Source organism: Rhizobacter fulvus (genome assembly GCF_964020785.1).
Window position 1 is genome coordinate 4,262,733 of sequence record NZ_OZ224516.1, and the last position, 15,408, is coordinate 4,278,140.

The 15,408-nt window shown below is 69.1% G+C and carries 16 protein-coding genes; 8 read left to right on the forward strand and 8 right to left on the reverse strand.

Annotation, left to right across the window (positions count from 1 at the left end; all coding sequences use genetic code 11):
* Positions 1 to 6: 6 nt before the first annotated feature.
* Positions 7 to 528 carry an FKBP-type peptidyl-prolyl cis-trans isomerase gene (locus ACWH49_RS20335; protein WP_448173115.1) on the reverse strand — a complete coding sequence of 174 codons (522 nt, stop codon included), beginning with the start codon at positions 526 to 528 and terminating at the stop codon, positions 7 to 9.
* Positions 529 to 552: 24 nt separating this feature from the next.
* Between ACWH49_RS20335 and ACWH49_RS20340 the strand changes: the two genes are divergently transcribed.
* The 3 genes from ACWH49_RS20340 to ACWH49_RS20350 all read left to right on the forward strand — a co-directional run bounded on the left by ACWH49_RS20340 (position 553) and on the right by ACWH49_RS20350 (position 2,704).
* Entirely contained in the window at positions 553 to 1,692 is a 1,140-nt protein-coding gene (locus ACWH49_RS20340) for a JmjC domain-containing protein (RefSeq protein WP_448173116.1), read from the forward strand.
* Between the two features lie 13 nt (positions 1,693 to 1,705).
* Positions 1,706 to 2,200 carry a hypothetical protein gene (locus ACWH49_RS20345; RefSeq protein ID WP_448173117.1) on the forward strand — a complete coding sequence of 165 codons (495 nt, stop codon included), beginning with the start codon at positions 1,706 to 1,708 and terminating at the stop codon, positions 2,198 to 2,200.
* A gap of 147 nt (positions 2,201 to 2,347) precedes the next feature.
* On the forward strand, positions 2,348 to 2,704 hold the full coding sequence (locus ACWH49_RS20350; RefSeq protein ID WP_448173118.1) for a hypothetical protein: 357 nt from the start codon (positions 2,348 to 2,350) through the stop codon (positions 2,702 to 2,704).
* 84 nt (positions 2,705 to 2,788) lie between these two features.
* On the opposite strand, the gene ACWH49_RS20355 is transcribed toward ACWH49_RS20350, so the two are convergent.
* From ACWH49_RS20355 to ACWH49_RS20375, 5 genes are all read right to left on the reverse strand, one after another.
* Positions 2,789 to 3,568 (reverse strand): MBL fold metallo-hydrolase, encoded by a 780-nt coding sequence (locus ACWH49_RS20355; RefSeq protein WP_448173119.1) that lies wholly within the window; start codon positions 3,566 to 3,568, stop codon positions 2,789 to 2,791.
* Positions 3,569 to 3,586: 18 nt separating this feature from the next.
* On the reverse strand, positions 3,587 to 4,735 hold the full coding sequence (gene bamC, locus ACWH49_RS20360) for an outer membrane protein assembly factor BamC (RefSeq protein WP_448174374.1): 1,149 nt from the start codon (positions 4,733 to 4,735) through the stop codon (positions 3,587 to 3,589).
* A gap of 83 nt (positions 4,736 to 4,818) precedes the next feature.
* A complete protein-coding gene (dapA, locus tag ACWH49_RS20365; RefSeq protein WP_448173120.1) occupies positions 4,819 to 5,700 on the reverse strand; it encodes a 4-hydroxy-tetrahydrodipicolinate synthase in 882 nt (293 codons plus the stop codon).
* A complete protein-coding gene (locus ACWH49_RS20370; protein ID WP_448174375.1) occupies positions 5,697 to 6,293 on the reverse strand; it encodes a class I SAM-dependent methyltransferase in 597 nt (198 codons plus the stop codon). Before ACWH49_RS20370 ends, dapA begins: the two co-directional genes overlap by 4 nt.
* A gap of 10 nt (positions 6,294 to 6,303) precedes the next feature.
* A complete protein-coding gene (locus ACWH49_RS20375) occupies positions 6,304 to 7,263 on the reverse strand; it encodes an aldo/keto reductase (protein ID WP_448173121.1) in 960 nt (319 codons plus the stop codon).
* 58 nt (positions 7,264 to 7,321) lie between these two features.
* Between ACWH49_RS20375 and ACWH49_RS20380 the strand changes: the two genes are divergently transcribed.
* The 5 genes from ACWH49_RS20380 (at position 7,322) to ACWH49_RS20400 (ending at position 14,438) form a co-directional block, all read left to right on the forward strand.
* Entirely contained in the window at positions 7,322 to 9,295 is a 1,974-nt protein-coding gene (locus ACWH49_RS20380; protein ID WP_448173122.1) for a DNA topoisomerase IV subunit B, read from the forward strand.
* Positions 9,292 to 9,810, forward strand: a complete 519-nt coding sequence (locus tag ACWH49_RS20385) for a GNAT family N-acetyltransferase (RefSeq protein ID WP_448173123.1) — start codon at positions 9,292 to 9,294, stop codon at positions 9,808 to 9,810. The genes ACWH49_RS20380 and ACWH49_RS20385 overlap by 4 nt, the downstream gene beginning before the upstream one ends.
* Before the next feature lie 17 nt (positions 9,811 to 9,827).
* Positions 9,828 to 11,453, forward strand: coding sequence for a long-chain fatty acid--CoA ligase (locus ACWH49_RS20390; protein WP_448173124.1), 1,626 nt, complete (start codon positions 9,828 to 9,830; stop codon positions 11,451 to 11,453).
* A 39-nt stretch (positions 11,454 to 11,492) separates the two neighbouring features.
* Entirely contained in the window at positions 11,493 to 13,808 is a 2,316-nt protein-coding gene (parC, locus tag ACWH49_RS20395; protein ID WP_448173125.1) for a DNA topoisomerase IV subunit A, read from the forward strand.
* A 114-nt stretch (positions 13,809 to 13,922) separates the two neighbouring features.
* Positions 13,923 to 14,438 (forward strand): pyridoxamine 5'-phosphate oxidase family protein, encoded by a 516-nt coding sequence (locus tag ACWH49_RS20400; RefSeq protein ID WP_448173126.1) that lies wholly within the window; start codon positions 13,923 to 13,925, stop codon positions 14,436 to 14,438.
* Positions 14,439 to 14,448: 10 nt separating this feature from the next.
* On the opposite strand, the gene ACWH49_RS20405 is transcribed toward ACWH49_RS20400, so the two are convergent.
* Both ACWH49_RS20405 and ACWH49_RS20410 read right to left on the reverse strand, forming a co-directional pair.
* Complete coding sequence (locus ACWH49_RS20405) at positions 14,449 to 14,934, reverse strand: disulfide bond formation protein B (RefSeq protein WP_448173127.1); 486 nt, start codon at positions 14,932 to 14,934, stop codon at positions 14,449 to 14,451.
* Positions 14,931 to 15,395, reverse strand: a complete 465-nt coding sequence (locus ACWH49_RS20410) for a RidA family protein (RefSeq protein WP_448173128.1) — start codon at positions 15,393 to 15,395, stop codon at positions 14,931 to 14,933. Before ACWH49_RS20410 ends, ACWH49_RS20405 begins: the two co-directional genes overlap by 4 nt.
* Positions 15,396 to 15,408: the final 13 nt, after the last annotated feature.

Here is a 15,408-nt window from a genome sequence, read left to right on the forward strand (position 1 = left end):
ACGCCCTCAGTGCAGCGACGTGCCGCTGGGCGCGGTGTTCATCACCGTGAACACCGGCTGGCCGACGCTGCGGGCTTCGATCTCTTCCTCGGTTGCGGCGCGCACATCGCGCACCGTGAGGTCCAGGCGCAGCGCGATGCCGGCGAGCGGGTGGTTGCCGTCGAGCACCACGTGGCCGGGGTAGACCTCGGTCACGGTGTAGACCGCGTCGGCCGGCATGTCCGGCGTCTGTGCGCCCGGCGGCAGCCCGTCGAACTGCATGCCGACCTCGATCGCGTCGGGGAAGATCGAGCGGTCCTCGAAGCAGACGAGGGCCGAGTCGTAGTCGCCGAACGCGTGCTCGGGCTCGAGATGAAGCTGGGTCGTGAAGCCGGATTCCTGGTCCTGGAGCGCTTCCTCCACTTTCGCGAGCAGGTCGTCGCCGCCGTAGAAGAATTCGACGGGATCAGGCAGTTCGTCGATGAGTTGGCCTGTGGTGTCCTGCAGCTTCCAGGTGAGGCTGACGACACACGGTGTGGTGATGAGCATCGCAAGATGATCGCACAATCGACCATGGACATTTCTCTCGCAATGCCGCTGTTGGGCGGGCTTTCGCCCCAGGTTTTCATGCGGCGGCACTGGCAGAAGAAGCCGTTGCTGGTGCGCCAGGCGGTGCCCGGCGGCATCACGTTGATCGAACGCGCGCAGCTGTTCGAATTGGCCACGCGCGACGAGGTCGAATCGCGACTCGTCGTGCACAAGGGCGCGGGCTGGTCGCTACGCCAGGGCCCGCTGAAGCGCAGCGCGCTGCCGCCGCTGAAGCAGCGCGAATGGACGCTGCTGGTGCAGGGCCTCGACCTGCACGTGCCCGCTGCCCGCGAGCTGCTGGACCGCTTTCGCTTCGTGCCCGATGCGCGGCTCGACGACCTGATGATCTCGTACGCGAGCGATGGCGGCGGCGTCGGTCCGCATGTCGATTCGTACGACGTGTTCCTGCTGCAGGGGCACGGCCGACGGCGCTGGCGGATCGGCCGCGTGGCCTCGCCGGCGCTCGTGCCCGACGTGCCGCTGAAGATCCTCGCGGCCTTCGAGCCCGAGCAGGAGTGGCTGCTCGAGCCGGGCGACATGCTGTACCTGCCGCCCGGCTGGGCGCACGACGGTGTCGCGCAAGGCGAGTGCACGACCTGTTCGATCGGCTTTCGGGCTGCCGGCCGCGACGAGCTCGCGCGCGACGTCCTGCAGCGCGCGATCGATGCGGCCGACCACGACACCGCCGGCCCGCTCTACCGCGACCCGGCGCAGCCCGCCACCGAAACGCCTGCGCTCGTGCCGCCCGCGCTGCATGCTTTCGCCGCCGACGCGGTGCGGCGCCTGCTGGATGACCCGAGCGCGCTGGCCTGCGCCTTGGGCGAAGTGCTGAGCGAGCCCAAGCGCGGCGTCTGGTTCGACACCAGCGCGACCGGCGACGACGGTGACGCGGCAAAATGGCGGGGCATCGTGCTCGACCAGCGCACCCGGATGCTGTACGACGGCCGCCACGTGTTCATCAACGGCGAATCCTTCCGCGCGGCCGGACGCGATGCGCGGCTGATGCGCCGGCTCGCCGACGCACGCCGGCTGAGCGCCCGCGAACTGGCAGATCTCGGGCTCGACGCGCAGGCGCTGGTGGAGGAGTGGCGAGCGGCGGGCTGGTTGCGGGCCGCCAACATCTGACCCAGGAGACGACATGAGCATCGAACCCGGCGGCAACGGCCTGATCACCTCCCGCAGCGAGTTTCACGACGCGTTGCGCGCCGCGCTGGCCGACGCCGCGAACCACGGCGCGCGCGAGCTCTGGCTGTGCGACAACGATTACGCCGACTGGCCGCTGGGCGAGCGTGCGGTGGTCGAGTCGTTTGCCCAGTGGGCCGCGAGCAGTCGCCGGCTGACCGTGGTCGCGCGCCACTTCGACGACGTCGCGCGGCGCCATCCGCGCTGGGTCGAGTGGCGGCGGACCTGGTCACACATCGTGACCTGCCGCACCAACAATGAATTGCCCACCGGCGAGTTTCCGACCGTGCTGCTGGCATCCGGCACCGTCAGCGTGCGCCTCTCGGACACCGTGCACCACCGTGGGCGGCTGGCGCACGACAAGGGTGAAGAACTGCGGTGCAAGGAAATGATTGACGCAGTTTTGCAACGTTCGGAAGAGGCCTTTCCAGCCAGCGTCACCGGCCTCTAGGGAATGACCCTAGAGCTGGCTATAATCAGAGGCTAGGCACTGGAAAGCGCGAGCGTTTCTCTGCCTGCGAACGCTGGGGCTCTGCGCTGTTAGGGTTCCCACAATGATCGGTAATTGTTCGACCCCCTAATGATTCAGAGGACACCTATGACCAAGTCGCTTTTGCTCGCCTCCCTCCTTGCCGCCGTTGCACTGACCGCCTGCGGCAAGAAGGAAGAAATGCCCGCCGCTAGCGCTGCCTCGGCTGCTGCTGCTCCGGCTGTTGCTGAAGCCGCTTCGGCTGCCGCCAGCGCGGTCAGCACCGCCGCTTCGGCGGCTGCCACGGAAGCCATGGCCGGCGCGAGCTCGGCGATGGGTGCGGCTTCGGCTGGCGCTGCTGCGACCGCCGACGCGATGAAGGACGCCGCCGGCAAGGCTGCCGACGCTGCCAAGGACGCTGCCGGCAAGGCTGCCGACGCTGCCAAGGACGCTGCTGGCAAGGCTGCCGACGCTGTCAAGAAGTAAATCAGATCGGTCGATCCCTCGGATCAACCGGTTCTGCGAAAGCCGCCTTCGGGCGGCTTTTTCATGGGCGCGCGGACGGGGCGATCAGCGCAGGTCGAGCCAATCGAAGCCGCGCAGCGGGTCCGCCACGATGATGTCGTCGGCCGCGCTGCCGCAGACAGCCGCCAGCGCCGCACGCGCCAGTGCCGGCGAGTTGTTGCGCTCACTGAGGTGGGCCGCCACGAGATGCCGCAGGCTGCCGTGCAGCACGTCGGCGAGGATCTGCGCCGCGGTGTCGTTCGCCAGGTGGCCGAGCCGTCCGCCGATGCGCGCCTTGAGGGATGCCGGGTAGCTCGAGTTCGCGAGCATCGTGCGGTCGTGGTTGCACTCGAGCAGCAGCGCGTCGCACCCGCGCAGGTTGTCGATCATGTGCGGCGTGCTCGCGCCGGCGTCGGTCAGCACGCCCAGGTGGCGTGCCCCGTCCGACACGCGCAGCTGCAGCGGCTCCAGGGCATCGTGCACGACGGTATACGGCATCAGCTGCAAGTCGCCGATCTCGATGACCTGCAGGTCGCGCGCGAATCGCAGCAGACCGTCCTGCAGCTCCGGCTGGCCGATCGCGCGCCAGGTGCCGCGGCTCATCCACACCGGCAGGGCATGGCGCCGCGCCAGCGTCAATGCGCAACCCACATGATCGCCGTGCTCGTGCGTGATGAACACCGCGTCGAGGTCATCGCAGCCGAGTCCGATCCGCGCGAGGCGGGCTTCGAGCTCGCGCAGCGAGAACCCGCAGTCGATCAGCACCCGGCTGGTGCTGATGCCGCCGGTCGCCTCGACCAGCGTGGCGTTGCCGGCGCTGCCGCTGCCGAGGCTGCAAAACCGCATCGGTCCGGCGGCGCCTCTTTACTTCAGGTCGTCGAGCAGCAACGCCGTGATGCGCTTGCCGGCATCACCGTTCTCGGGCGCGCCCTGGCTGGTCAGCACGGTCACGTTGCTGCGTTCGCCTTCGCCCTTGACGACGACACGGTAGCGCGTCGGATTGCCGACGTCGTCCTTCTTGCCGAAGCTGAAGATCTTCGACAGGAGACTCGGCTCTTCCTTGCCGGCGAACTTCGGGTCGATGTAGCGGACGAAGTACACGCCTTGCGTGCGGTCGCGGTCCTCGACGGTGAAGCCGCTGCGATCGAGCGCCACGCCGACGCGGCGCCAGGCGCGGTCGAAGCCGTCGTCGACCTGCAGCGTCGCGGTCGGCTGGCCGGCCACGATGCGCGCGCGCGCCGGCGCGCCCGGTGCACCCGGTGCCGCGGTGGCGGTCTTTGCCACTTCCTCGGTCGCGCCGAGCTTGAGCATCAGGCGCGACAGCAGTTCGCCCTCGAGTTGCGGGTCGGGCTGGCGCGGCTGCCACACGGTGCTTTCCTTGCGCTCGCCGGTGTAGACCTCGATCATTCCGCGGTGCGTGATGTAGACCTCGGTGCCGTTCGGCCCGCGCTCGACGCGGGTGCGGAACTTGTCGAGCTCGCCGGTCGAATACGCGCCGTCGAACACCTTGCCGATCGACGAGCGCACAAAGTCCAGCGGCAGCTTGCCGCGGTTCTCGGCCCAGTCCGTTTCCATCACGCCGGTGGCAGGCTGGTCCTGCGTCAGGACGAAGCCGCGCTCCTTCCAGAAGGCCTGCAACTGCGGCCAGAGCTGCTCGGGCGTCAGGCTGGTGCGCAGCCAGCGCTCGTTGCCCAGGCGCTCGAGGCGCACGTCGCCGGCTGCCTGGGGCGCGATCGTCGTGGCCGCCGTCGGCGCCGCGCTGGCGGCCGGCGTGCCGGCCTGGTAGGCCGCTGCGCTGACCGCGCCGCCCTGCGGCTGCTGGTAACGCGAGTCGCGCGTCAGCTGCGTCAGGTCGGGCGGCACCTCGAGCCCGGTGGTCCGCGCGGTGCTGTTGGTCCGGTAGTCGATCTTGTCGCCGGACATGAAGCTGTCGAGCGTGGAGCAGCCGCCGAGGGCCAGCGCCGCCGTGATGGCCAACGCGATGGGAGTGGGGGAACGGGTCACGAGGTGCATCTCCAATGGGGCGGCTGGCACGGCGAGATGCCGTGCGCGGCCCCGGTGATCGGGAACGGAACGGGGCGCTCGGCGCGAGGGGGTCAAAGCAGACCCGACTCGCGCATCGCGTGGCCGACGACCTGCTGCCCCGCTTCGGTCAGCGGCGTGATCGGCAGGCGCAGCGCCGCGCTGCACAGGCCGAGCTGGGCCATCGCCCACTTGGTCGGCGCAGGGCTCGATTCGACGAACAGGTTCTTGTGCAGCGGCAGCAGCTTCAGGTGGAGCGCGGCCGCGGTCTTCACGTCGCCGGCCAGCGCCGCGGCGCACAGTTCGCGCATCGCGCGCGGCGCGACGTTGGCGGTGACGCTCACATTGCCGTGGCCGCCGAGCAGCATCAGCGCGACGGCGGTGCTGTCGTCGCCGGAGTAGATCGAGAAGCCCTTGGGCGCCTGCTTGATCAGCCAGGCGGCGCGGTCGATCTCGCCGCTGGCTTCCTTGATGCCGATGATGCCGGGCACGCCGGCCAGACGTACCGCGGTCTCGACCTGCATGTCCGCGACCGTGCGGCCGGGCACGTTGTAGAGCACCATGGGCAGGTCGACGGCCTCGGCGATCGCCTTGAAGTGGCGGTAGATGCCTTCCTGCGATGGCTTGTTGTAGTACGGCACGACCGACAGCGAACAGTCGGCGCCGACCTCGCGCGCGAATCGCGACAGCTCGATCGCCTCGGCCGTCGAGTTGGCGCCCGTGCCGGCCATGATCGGCACCCGGCCCTTCGCGTGCTCGACCGAGACGCGGATGATCTCGCAGTGCTCCTCGACCGACACGGTCGGCGACTCGCCGGTCGTGCCGACGACGCCGATGCAGTCGGTGCCTTCAGCGATGTGCCAATCGATCAGGCGGCGCAGCGCGGGGTAGTCGACGCTGCCGTCCTCCTGCATCGGCGTGACCAGCGCGACGATGCTGCCAACAATGGGTTTCATGCGGAATCCTCTGAATCCGAAGATTTTACCTGCGCGCCGGAGGCCGGCGGAACCAGTGGAAACCGCCGCGGCGCGGGCGTCGGCGGGCCGCCGTCGCGCACCGCCACGATTCTTTGCACGAAGCGATCGGGGGTTGGCTCGAAGCCGTCCTCAAACGCGACGACACGCCAGCCGGCCACGACCTGCAGCAACTCGCCAGGGCGCAGCAGGAACTTCGGGTTCGACGGCCTGCCGATGGCCTCGTTGCCCGCCGCGAACGTCTCGTAGATCAGCACGCCGCCGGGCGCCACGCTTGCCAGGATGTCCGGCAGGCGCTCGCGCCAGAGGTAGTGGGTGACGACGACCGCGTCGAAGGTCCGCGCACGGAACGGCCACGGACCGCCCTCGATGTCGGCGACGACGATCTCGGCGACGTGGGCCAGCGGCGCCACCGCCGCCGCGTCCCGATCGACCCCGGTCACCCGCGCGCCGCGCTGCGCGAACCAGCGCAGGTGGCGGCCGCCGCCACACGCGACGTCGAGCACGGTGGCATCGGTGCCGACAAGGTGCGACCAGCGCTGCACCCAGCGCGAGGCCGCCTGGCCGCCGTGCACGTCGACCACCTCAGGCGCTCGCCGCGTCGATGGTGCGGATCGCGTCCGCGTCGAGCTCGAGCCGGGCCGCGGCGACCAGACCGTCGAGCTGTTCGACCGACGTCGCGCTGGCGATCGGTGCGGTGATGCTCGGCCGCGCGATCTGCCAGGCCAGCGCCACCTGCGCCGGCGTTGCGTTCAGGCGCTGCGCCACCGCGTCAAGCGCGTCCAGCACCGCCAGGCCCTTCGGCGTCAGGTACTTCTTGACGCCTTGCCCGCGCGCGCTCTTGCCGAGGTCGGCCTCGCTGCGGTACTTGCCGCTGAGGAAGCCGCTGGCCAACGCGTAGAAGTTGATCACGCCGATGCCGTGGGTGATGCAGACCTGCTCGAGCTCGGCCTCGAACGCCGGCCGCTCGACCAGGTTGTAGAGCGGCTGCAGGCTTTCGTAGCGCGGCAGGCCCAGCTTCTGGCTGACCGCCAGCGCCTCGGCCAGTCGCGGCGCGGTGTAGTTCGATGCGCCGATCGCGCGCACCTTGCCGGCCTTGATCAGGTCGGCGAACGCACCCAGCGTGTCTTCGAGCGGCACGGTCGCGTCGTCATCGTGGGACTGGTACAGGTCGATCACGTCGGTCTGCAGCCGCTTCAGCGAGGCCTCGACGGCGCTGCGGATATAGGCCGGCGCCAGCCCGACCCGCCCGTCGCCCATCGGCTTGCCGACCTTGGTCGCCAGCACGATCTTGTCGCGCTGGCCGGTCTGCTTCAGCCACTTGCCGATGATCGTCTCCGACTCGCCGCCCGTGTGCCCCGGCACCCAGCGCGAGTACACGTCGGCGGTGTCGACGAAGTTCATGCCGGCATCGACCCAGGCGTCGAGCAGGCGGAACGAGGTGGCTTCGTCGGCGGTCCAGCCGAACACGTTGCCGCCGAAGCAGATCCTCGACACCTGCAGGCCGGAGCGGCCGAGTTCACGGTAGGTCATGCGCGTCTTCATCGTTCCGTCCTGTGAGTCCATACAGCTCGATTCTTGCAGGCTCCTAGAATCCGCGCCCATGGCAACCAAGCAGAACAGTTCTTACGGCGAGGCGTCGATCCGCGTGCTCAAGGGTCTCGAGCCCGTCAAGCAGCGGCCGGGCATGTACACCCGCACCGACAACCCGCTGCACATCGTGCAGGAGGTGATCGACAACGCGGCCGACGAGGCCCTGGCCGAATTCGGCAAGCGCATCGACGTGACGCTGCACACCGACGGCTCGGTCAGCGTCGAGGACGACGGCCGCGGCATCCCGTTCGGCCTGCATCCGGAAGAGCAGGTGCCGGTGGTGGAGATCGTCTACACCCGGCTGCACGCCGGCGGCAAGTTCGACAAGGGGGCCGGTGGCGCGTACAGCTTCTCCGGTGGCCTGCACGGCGTGGGCGTCAGCGTGACCAACGCGCTGTCGAAGCGGCTGGAGGTGACGGTGTGGCGCGAGGGCCAGGTCGCGAAGCTCGCGTTCTCGGGCGGCGACGTGATCGAACCGCTGGTGCTGCGCAAGATGGCGTCCGGCGACCGGAAGGGCGGGACGACCGTGCGCGCCTGGCCCGACGCCAAGTATTTCGAGAGCGCCGAGCTGCCCAAGGCCGAGCTGACGCACCTGCTGCGCAGCAAGGCGGTGCTGATGCCGGGCGTGACGGTCACGCTGACGATCGAGAAGACCGGCGAGAAGACGAGCTGGCTCTACAAGGGCGGCTTGCGCGACTACCTGATGCAGACGCTCAACGCCGACCCGGTGATCCCCCTGTTCGAGGGCGCGCATTACGCCGACGGCGGCGAGACCGAGAACTTCGCCGAAGGCGAGGGCGCCGCGTGGTGCGTGGCCTTCACGGAAGACGGCGCGCCGATGCGCGAAAGCTATGTGAACCTGATCCCGACGGTGGCCGGCGGCACGCACGAGTCGGGTCTGAAGGACGGGCTGTTCCAGGCCGTCAAGGGCTTCATCGACATGCACTCGCTGCTGCCGAAGGGCGTCAAGCTGATGCCCGAGGACGTCTTTTCGCGCGCCAGCTTCGTGCTCTCGGCGAAGGTGCTCGACCCGCAGTTCCAGGGCCAGATCAAGGAACGCCTGAATTCGCGCGACGCGCTGCGACTCGTCTCCACGTACTTCAAGCCCTCGCTCGAGCTGTGGCTGAACCAGCATGTCGAATTCGGCAAGAAGCTCGCCGAACTGGTGATCCGCTGCGCCCAGACGCGCCAGCGCGCGAGCCAGAAGGTCGAGAAGCGCAAGGGCTCGGGCGTGGCCGTGCTGCCCGGCAAGCTCACCGACTGCGAGAGCCGCGACCTGACGCTGAACGAATTGTTTCTCGTCGAAGGCGATTCGGCCGGCGGCAGCGCCAAGATGGGCCGCGACAAGGAGACGCAGGCGATCCTGCCGTTGCGCGGCAAGGTGCTGAACGCGTGGGAGGTCGAGCGTGATCGCCTGTTCGCGAACAACGAGATCCACGACATCGCGGTGGCGATCGGCGTCGATCCGCACGGCGCGAACGACATGCCCGACCTGAGCGGGCTGCGCTACGGCAAGATCTGCATCCTCAGCGACGCCGATGTCGACGGCTCGCACATCCAGGTGCTGCTGCTGACGCTGTTCTTCCGCCACTTTCCTAAGCTGGTCGAAGCGGGCCATGTCTACATTGCCAAGCCGCCGCTGTTCCGCGTCGACGCGCCGGCGCGCGGCAAGAAGCCCGCGGCCAAGCTCTATGCGCTGGACGAGGGCGAACTGACCGCGACGCTCGACAAGCTGCGCAAGGAAGGCGCGCGCGAAAACGCCTGGAGCATCAGCCGCTTCAAGGGCCTGGGCGAGATGAATGCCGAGCAGCTCTGGGACACGACGCTGAACCCCGACACCCGCCGCCTGCTGCGTACCGAGTTCGGCGTCGCGGGCTTCGACGCGACGACCAGCGCGCTGACCAAGCTGATGGGCAAGGGCGAGGCGCAGGCGCGCCGTGACCTGATGGAGCTGCACGGCGACTCGGTCGACGTGGACGTGTGAGGCCCGCGTTGCTGCGGCTGCGACCGACGATGCTGTCGGACCTGGACTTCGTGATCTCGGTCGAGCAGGACCTCGCGAACCGGCCGTTCATCACGCCGTGGGAGCGCATCCAGCACGAGGGTGCGATCCGTTTCCCGGACAGCAGGCACTTCATCGTCGAGGCGGGCGAGGGCTACCCGTCGGGAGGCTTCGTGATCCTGCAGGGTTGCCGCAACCCGCACCGCTCGATCGAGCTGAAGCGCATCGTGCTGGCGTCCCCGCTGCACGGCCGGGGCATCGGCCGCGCCTGCCTGCGGCTGCTCGCGGACATGGCGTTTCGCGATCTCGGCGCGCACCGGTTCTGGCTCGACGTGAAGGGCCTGAACGTGCGGGCGCAGGCGCTCTACCGCAGCGAAGGCTTCGTCGAGGAGGGGCGCCTGCGCGAAAGCGTGCGCACCGCCGACGGCTACGATTCGCTGATCGTGATGAGCATGCTGGCGCACGAACACGCGCTGCGCCAGACTGCACCCGCTTGACGACCCCGGAGACGACGATGCAGACGACGATGATGAACGTGCCGCTCTCGCTCAACCACCTGCTCGAGCGCGCCGGGCGATTGTTCGGCTCGAACGAGATCGTGTCGCGGCTGCCGGACAAGTCGTTGAAGACGCACACCTACGCCGAGTTCCACCGCCGCAGCAGGGCGCTCGCATCGGCCCTGCAGGCGCTCGGACTGAAGCAGGGCGAACGGGTCGCGACGCTGGCGTGGAACCACCATGCGCACCTCGAGTGCTACTTCGGCATCCCGGCCACCGGCGGCGTGATGCACACGCTGAACCTGCGCCTCGCGCCCGACGAGATCGGCTGGATCGCGGCCGACGCGAAGGACCGCTTCCTGATCGTCGACGACGTGCTGCTGCCGCTGTACCGGCAGTTCGCGCACCTGCATGCGTTCGAGCGCGTGATCGTGGTGCCGTACTCCGGCGCCGCGGTGCCGGCCGAGTTCATCGACTATGAGGCACTGCTGGCCGGTGCCGACCCCGATGGCTTCGTCTATGCGCCGCACGACGAGAACGACGCGGTCGCGATGTGCTACACGTCCGGCACCACCGGCCGTCCGAAGGGCGTGGCCTATTCGCACCGCTCGACGGTCCTGCACACCTTCGTCGGCTGCCTGGCCGATCACTGGGGGCTGCGCAGCACCGACGTGGTGTTGCCGGTCACGCCGATGTTCCATGCCAACTGCTGGGGCATCCCGTATGCCGCCGTGATGCTCGGCACCAAGCTCGTCTTCCCCGGCCCGCACCTGCACCCCGACGACCTGCTCGACCTGATGCAGCTCGAGCCGCCCTCCGTCGCGCTGGGTGTGCCGACGATCTGGATGGGCCTGATCCAGCGCTTCGACCAGGCGCTGACGACCGAGCCCGGCCGCTGGAAGCTGCCGGAGGGCATGCGTTCGCTGGTCGGCGGCGCGGCCGTGCCGGAGGCGCTGATCCGCGCATTCGCGAAGCACGGCGTGTGGATCCTGCAGGGCTGGGGCATGACCGAGACCTCGCCGATCGCGACGATCTCGTACCTGCGCAACGAGCTGAAGGACGCCGGCGACGAGGTCCGCTACAAGCGCGCGGCGATGGCCGGCGTGCCGGCGCCGCTGGTCGACGTGCGCATCCGCACCGAGGCCGACGAGGACGCGCCGTGGGACGGCCAGACCATGGGCGAGATCCAGGTCCGCGGCCCGTTCATCACCGGCTCGTACCACGAGGTGCCGATCACGCCCGACAAGTTCACGCCCGACGGCTGGCTGCGCACCGGCGACGTCGCGACGATGGACGAGCTGGGTTTCGTGCGCATCACCGACCGCACGAAAGACCTGATCAAGTCCGGGGGCGAGTGGATCAGCTCGGTCGACCTCGAGAACGCGCTGATGGCGCATCCGGCGATCGCCGAGGCCGCGGTGATCGCGGTACCGGACGCCAAGTGGAGCGAGCGGCCGCTGGCCTGCGTCGTCGTCAAACCGGGGCAGAATGCGCCCCTTGCCGACGCGCTGGCCGCGCACCTGCTGCAGCACGGCTTCGCGAAATGGCAGGTGCCGGACCGCTTCGAGTTCATCGACGCGGTGCCGCGCACCTCGACCGGCAAATTCTGGAAACTGAAACTGCGCGAGCGCTTCCCGCGCTGACGCGACCACCGGCGCCTGACGGGCGCCCGAACGATCCCGATGCAAGAACAACTCGATCTCACTGCCGGCGACGACGGCGGCACCGACGCCGTCGGCCTGGCGCAGTACGCCGAGCGTGCGTACCTCGAATACGCGCTGAGCGTCGTCAAGGGCCGCGCGCTGCCGGACGTGTGCGACGGCCAGAAGCCGGTGCAGCGCCGCATCCTGTTCTCGATGGAGCGCATGGGGCTGGCGTTCACCACCGCCGCGGGGCCGAAGGCGGTGAAGAGCGCGCGCGTCGTCGGCGACGTGCTCGGCAAGTTCCACCCGCATGGCGACACTGCCGCGTACGACGCGATGGTGCGGATGGCGCAGGACTTCTCGCAGCGCTACCCGCTCGTCGACGGCCAGGGCAACTTCGGCTCGCGCGACGGCGACGGCGCGGCGGCGATGCGCTATACGGAGGCGCGCCTCGCGCCGATCACGCGGCTGCTGCTCGACGAACTCGACGAAGGCACGGTCGACTTCGTGCCCAACTACGACGGCGAATTCGAGGAGCCGAAGCAGCTGCCGGCGCGCCTGCCGTTCGTGCTGCTGAACGGCGCGAGCGGCATCGCCGTCGGCCTGGCCACCGAGGTGCCGAGCCACAACCTGCGCGAGGTGGCCGCGGCCGCGGTCGCGCTGATCCGCAACGAGCGGCTCGACGACACCGAATTCGCCGCGCTGATCCCCGGCCCCGACTACCCCGGTGGCGGCCAGATCATCAGCAGCACCGACGAGATCCGCGCCGCGTATGCGAGCGGCCGCGGCAGCCTGAAGGTGCGCGCGCGCTGGAAGATCGAAGAACTGGCGCGCGGCCAGTGGCAACTCGTCGTCACCGAACTGCCGCCCGGCGCCAGCACGCAGAAGGTGCTGGAGGAGATCGAGGAACTCACCAACCCGAAGGTGCGCGCCGGCAAGAAGGCGATCAGCAGCGAGCAGGCACAGCTCAAGGCCACCGTGCTCGCGGTGCTCGACGCAGTGCGCGACGAGTCGAGCAAGGACGCGCCGGTGCGGATCGTGTTCGAGCCCAAGTCGCGTGCGATCTCGCAGCAGGACCTGGTCACGACACTGCTGGCCCACACCTCGCTCGAGAACTCGGCGCCGATCAACCTGACGATGATCGGCAGCGACGGCCGGCCGACGCAGAAGAGCCTGCGCCAGATCCTGGCCGAGTGGATCGCGTTCCGCACCGTCACCGTGCAGCGGCGCACCCGCCATCGGCTCGACAAGGTGCTCGCGCGCATCCACATCCTCGAAGGCCGGCAGCTGGTGCTGCTCAACATCGACGAGGTGATCCGCATCATTCGCGAGAGCGACGAGCCCAAGGCCGCGCTGATCGCGCGCTTCGCGCTCACCGAGATCCAGGCCGACGACATCCTCGACATCCGGCTGCGCCAGCTCGCGCGGCTCGAGGCGATCAAGATCGAGCAGGAGCTCGCCGGGCTGCGCACCGAGCAGGCCAAGCTCGAGGACATCCTCGGCAGCCCGGCCTCGCTGAAGCGCCTGTTGATCAAGGAAATCGAGCAGGACGCGAAGACCTTTGGCGATGACCGCCGCACGCTGATCCAGGCCGAGAAGAAGGCCGTCGCGGAGGTGAAGGTGATCGACGAACCGATCACCGTGGTCGTCAGCCTGAAGGGCTGGGTGCGCGGGCTGAAGGGCCACGAGGTCGATGCGGCGACGCTCGCGTTCAAGGCCGGCGATGCGCTGTACGGCACGTTCGCGTGCCGCAGCGTCGATTCCTTGCTGGTGTTCGGCAGCAACGGCCGGGTCTACTCGACCGCCGTCGCACAGTTGCCGGGCGGGCGCGGCGATGGCCAGCCGATCACCTCGCTGATCGATCTCGAGACCGGCACGCAGCCGGCGCACTACTTCGCCGGCGCGGCGCAGCAGACCCTGCTGCTGGCCGGCACCGGCGGTTTCGGGTTGCTGGCGCGCGTCGGCGACCTGGTCGCCCGGCAGCGCGGCGGCAAGGGCTTCCTGAGTCTGGAGGCCGACGAGAAACCGCTGCCGCCGAGCCTGGCGGACGGGCAGTCGCAGGTCGCGTGTCTGTCGCTCGCGGGCCGGCTGCTGGTGTTCGCGCTCGACGAGCTGAAGTTGCAGTCCAACGGCGGCCGCGGCCTCACGCTGATCGACCTCGACGCGAAGGACGCGCTCGTCAGCGTCGCCGCGTTCGGCACCAGCTTGCAGGTGCTCGGCACCGGCCGCGGCGGCAAGCCGAAGGACGAGCTGCTGCGTCCGACGGCGCTGGCCGCCTACGTCGGCAAGCGCGCGCGCAAGGGTCGCGTGCAGGACGTGATGCCCAAGGCGATGCGGGTGATCGGCGCCGCGTGACGGCCGCCGCGCACCGGACACGTCCTACAGGCACCGGGCGTCGCGCCTGATCGCGCAGCGGCGCCGCGCACGGTGGAATGGGTCTTTCGCATGGAATGCATGAAAGGCCCACCCATGAACAAGACCGTCACCGACAGCACCGAAGCCCGCAGCACGCTGTGGGACCTGATCAAGGACATCCGCTTCGCGATGTTCACGACCCGCCACGACAACGGCCACCTGCATTCGCGGCCGATGACGACCCAGAACTCCAAGCTCGACGAGGACCAGAACCTGTGGTTCTTCATGTCGAAGAAGGGCGACCCGGTCGCCGACTTCGAGGCCGAGCCGAACGTGAACGTCAGCTACGCCGACACCGGCGCGGACAGCTACGTGTCGGTTTCCGGCACGGCCGCGGTCGTCGACGACCTGGCGAAGAAGCAGCAGCTGTGGAGCAAGATGGCCGAAGCCTGGTTCCCGGGTGGCGTCACCGACCCCGATCTCGCGCTGGTGCGCGTCAAGATCACCCACGCCAACTACTGGGACGTGAAGGAAAGCAAGGTCGTGCAGCTCTACAAGATGGCCAAGGCCGCGATCACCGGCCAGCCGCCCACCGACCTCGGTGAGCACGGCGAAATCCGGATGAACTGAGGCGCCGCGTTCAGCGCGCTGGCATGGGGGGGCGCAGCCCGCGTGCCAGCGCGATCGCGATGGCCCCGAACAGCGCCAGGCTCCACAGATCGTAGGGAATGCCGAACAGGTCGACCGCGGCATCCGCGCAGCTCGCCCGCGGCGCGAACACCTCGGGCCACAGGCTGTCGAGGTGCAGCCACAGGCTGACGACCTGGTCCGCAAAGGTCAGGTTGCACGAGGCGGATGCGGCGGCCTTAAAATGCTGCCAGAGCGCCGCGCCGATGCCGAACACCGCGAGCAACAGGCCCAGTCCCGCGGCGACCGTTCGCCCTGCGGCGCGGCGCCACGCCAGGCCGATCACGCACGAGAGCGCGATCGCCAGGTAGATCACCCGCTGCAGCACGCACCAGGGGCAGGGCTGCATGTCGAAGCGGTACTGCGACACCAGCGCCGCACCGACCGCGGCGAGGCAGACCAGCGCGACCCCGGCGAACAAGCGGTCGCTGCGGCTCATTTCACCTGCGCGATCAGCTCGATTTCGACGCACGCGCCCATCGGCAGCTGGGCCACGCCGAACGCGCTGCGTGCATGCGCGCCCTTGTCGCCGAAGACCTCGGCCAGCAGCTCCGAACAGCCGTTCGTGACCATGTGGTGCTCGGTGTAGTCGGTCGTGCTGTTGACCAGGCTCATCACCTTGACGATCCGCTCGATGTCGTTCAGGTCGCCGACCGCCGCGTGCAGCGTGCCGAGCAGGTCGATCGCGATCGAACGCGCCGCATGCTTGGCCGTGGCCGTGACCATGTCGCGTCCGAGCTGCCCGATCCAGGCCTTGCCTTCGCGCCGCGCGATGTGGCCCGACACGAACACCAGGTTGCCGGTGCGCACGAACGGCACATAGGCGGCTGCCGGCGTCGATGCCGGGGGCAACGTGATCCCGAGGGCGGTCAGACGGTCGTAGACGGAGGGCGTTGACATGGTTTTGCCGCGT

What these genes read in the sequence shown, in the direction of transcription:
- ACWH49_RS20335 (WP_448173115.1), bottom strand. Translation starts at nt 528, where the DNA reads ATGCTCATCACCACACCGTGTGTCGTCAGCCTCACCTGGAAGCTGCAG.
- ACWH49_RS20340 (WP_448173116.1), top strand. Translation starts at nt 553, where the DNA reads ATGGACATTTCTCTCGCAATGCCGCTGTTGGGCGGGCTTTCGCCCCAG.
- ACWH49_RS20345 (WP_448173117.1), top strand. Translation starts at nt 1,706, where the DNA reads ATGAGCATCGAACCCGGCGGCAACGGCCTGATCACCTCCCGCAGCGAG.
- ACWH49_RS20350 (WP_448173118.1), top strand. Translation starts at nt 2,348, where the DNA reads ATGACCAAGTCGCTTTTGCTCGCCTCCCTCCTTGCCGCCGTTGCACTG.
- ACWH49_RS20355 (WP_448173119.1), bottom strand. Translation starts at nt 3,568, where the DNA reads ATGCGGTTTTGCAGCCTCGGCAGCGGCAGCGCCGGCAACGCCACGCTG.
- bamC (WP_448174374.1), bottom strand. Translation starts at nt 4,735, where the DNA reads ATGCACCTCGTGACCCGTTCCCCCACTCCCATCGCGTTGGCCATCACG.
- dapA (WP_448173120.1), bottom strand. Translation starts at nt 5,700, where the DNA reads ATGAAACCCATTGTTGGCAGCATCGTCGCGCTGGTCACGCCGATGCAG.
- ACWH49_RS20375 (WP_448173121.1), bottom strand. Translation starts at nt 7,263, where the DNA reads ATGAAGACGCGCATGACCTACCGTGAACTCGGCCGCTCCGGCCTGCAG.
- ACWH49_RS20380 (WP_448173122.1), top strand. Translation starts at nt 7,322, where the DNA reads ATGGCAACCAAGCAGAACAGTTCTTACGGCGAGGCGTCGATCCGCGTG.
- ACWH49_RS20390 (WP_448173124.1), top strand. Translation starts at nt 9,828, where the DNA reads ATGCAGACGACGATGATGAACGTGCCGCTCTCGCTCAACCACCTGCTC.
- parC (WP_448173125.1), top strand. Translation starts at nt 11,493, where the DNA reads ATGCAAGAACAACTCGATCTCACTGCCGGCGACGACGGCGGCACCGAC.
- ACWH49_RS20400 (WP_448173126.1), top strand. Translation starts at nt 13,923, where the DNA reads ATGAACAAGACCGTCACCGACAGCACCGAAGCCCGCAGCACGCTGTGG.
- ACWH49_RS20405 (WP_448173127.1), bottom strand. Translation starts at nt 14,934, where the DNA reads ATGAGCCGCAGCGACCGCTTGTTCGCCGGGGTCGCGCTGGTCTGCCTC.
- ACWH49_RS20410 (WP_448173128.1), bottom strand. Translation starts at nt 15,395, where the DNA reads ATGTCAACGCCCTCCGTCTACGACCGTCTGACCGCCCTCGGGATCACG.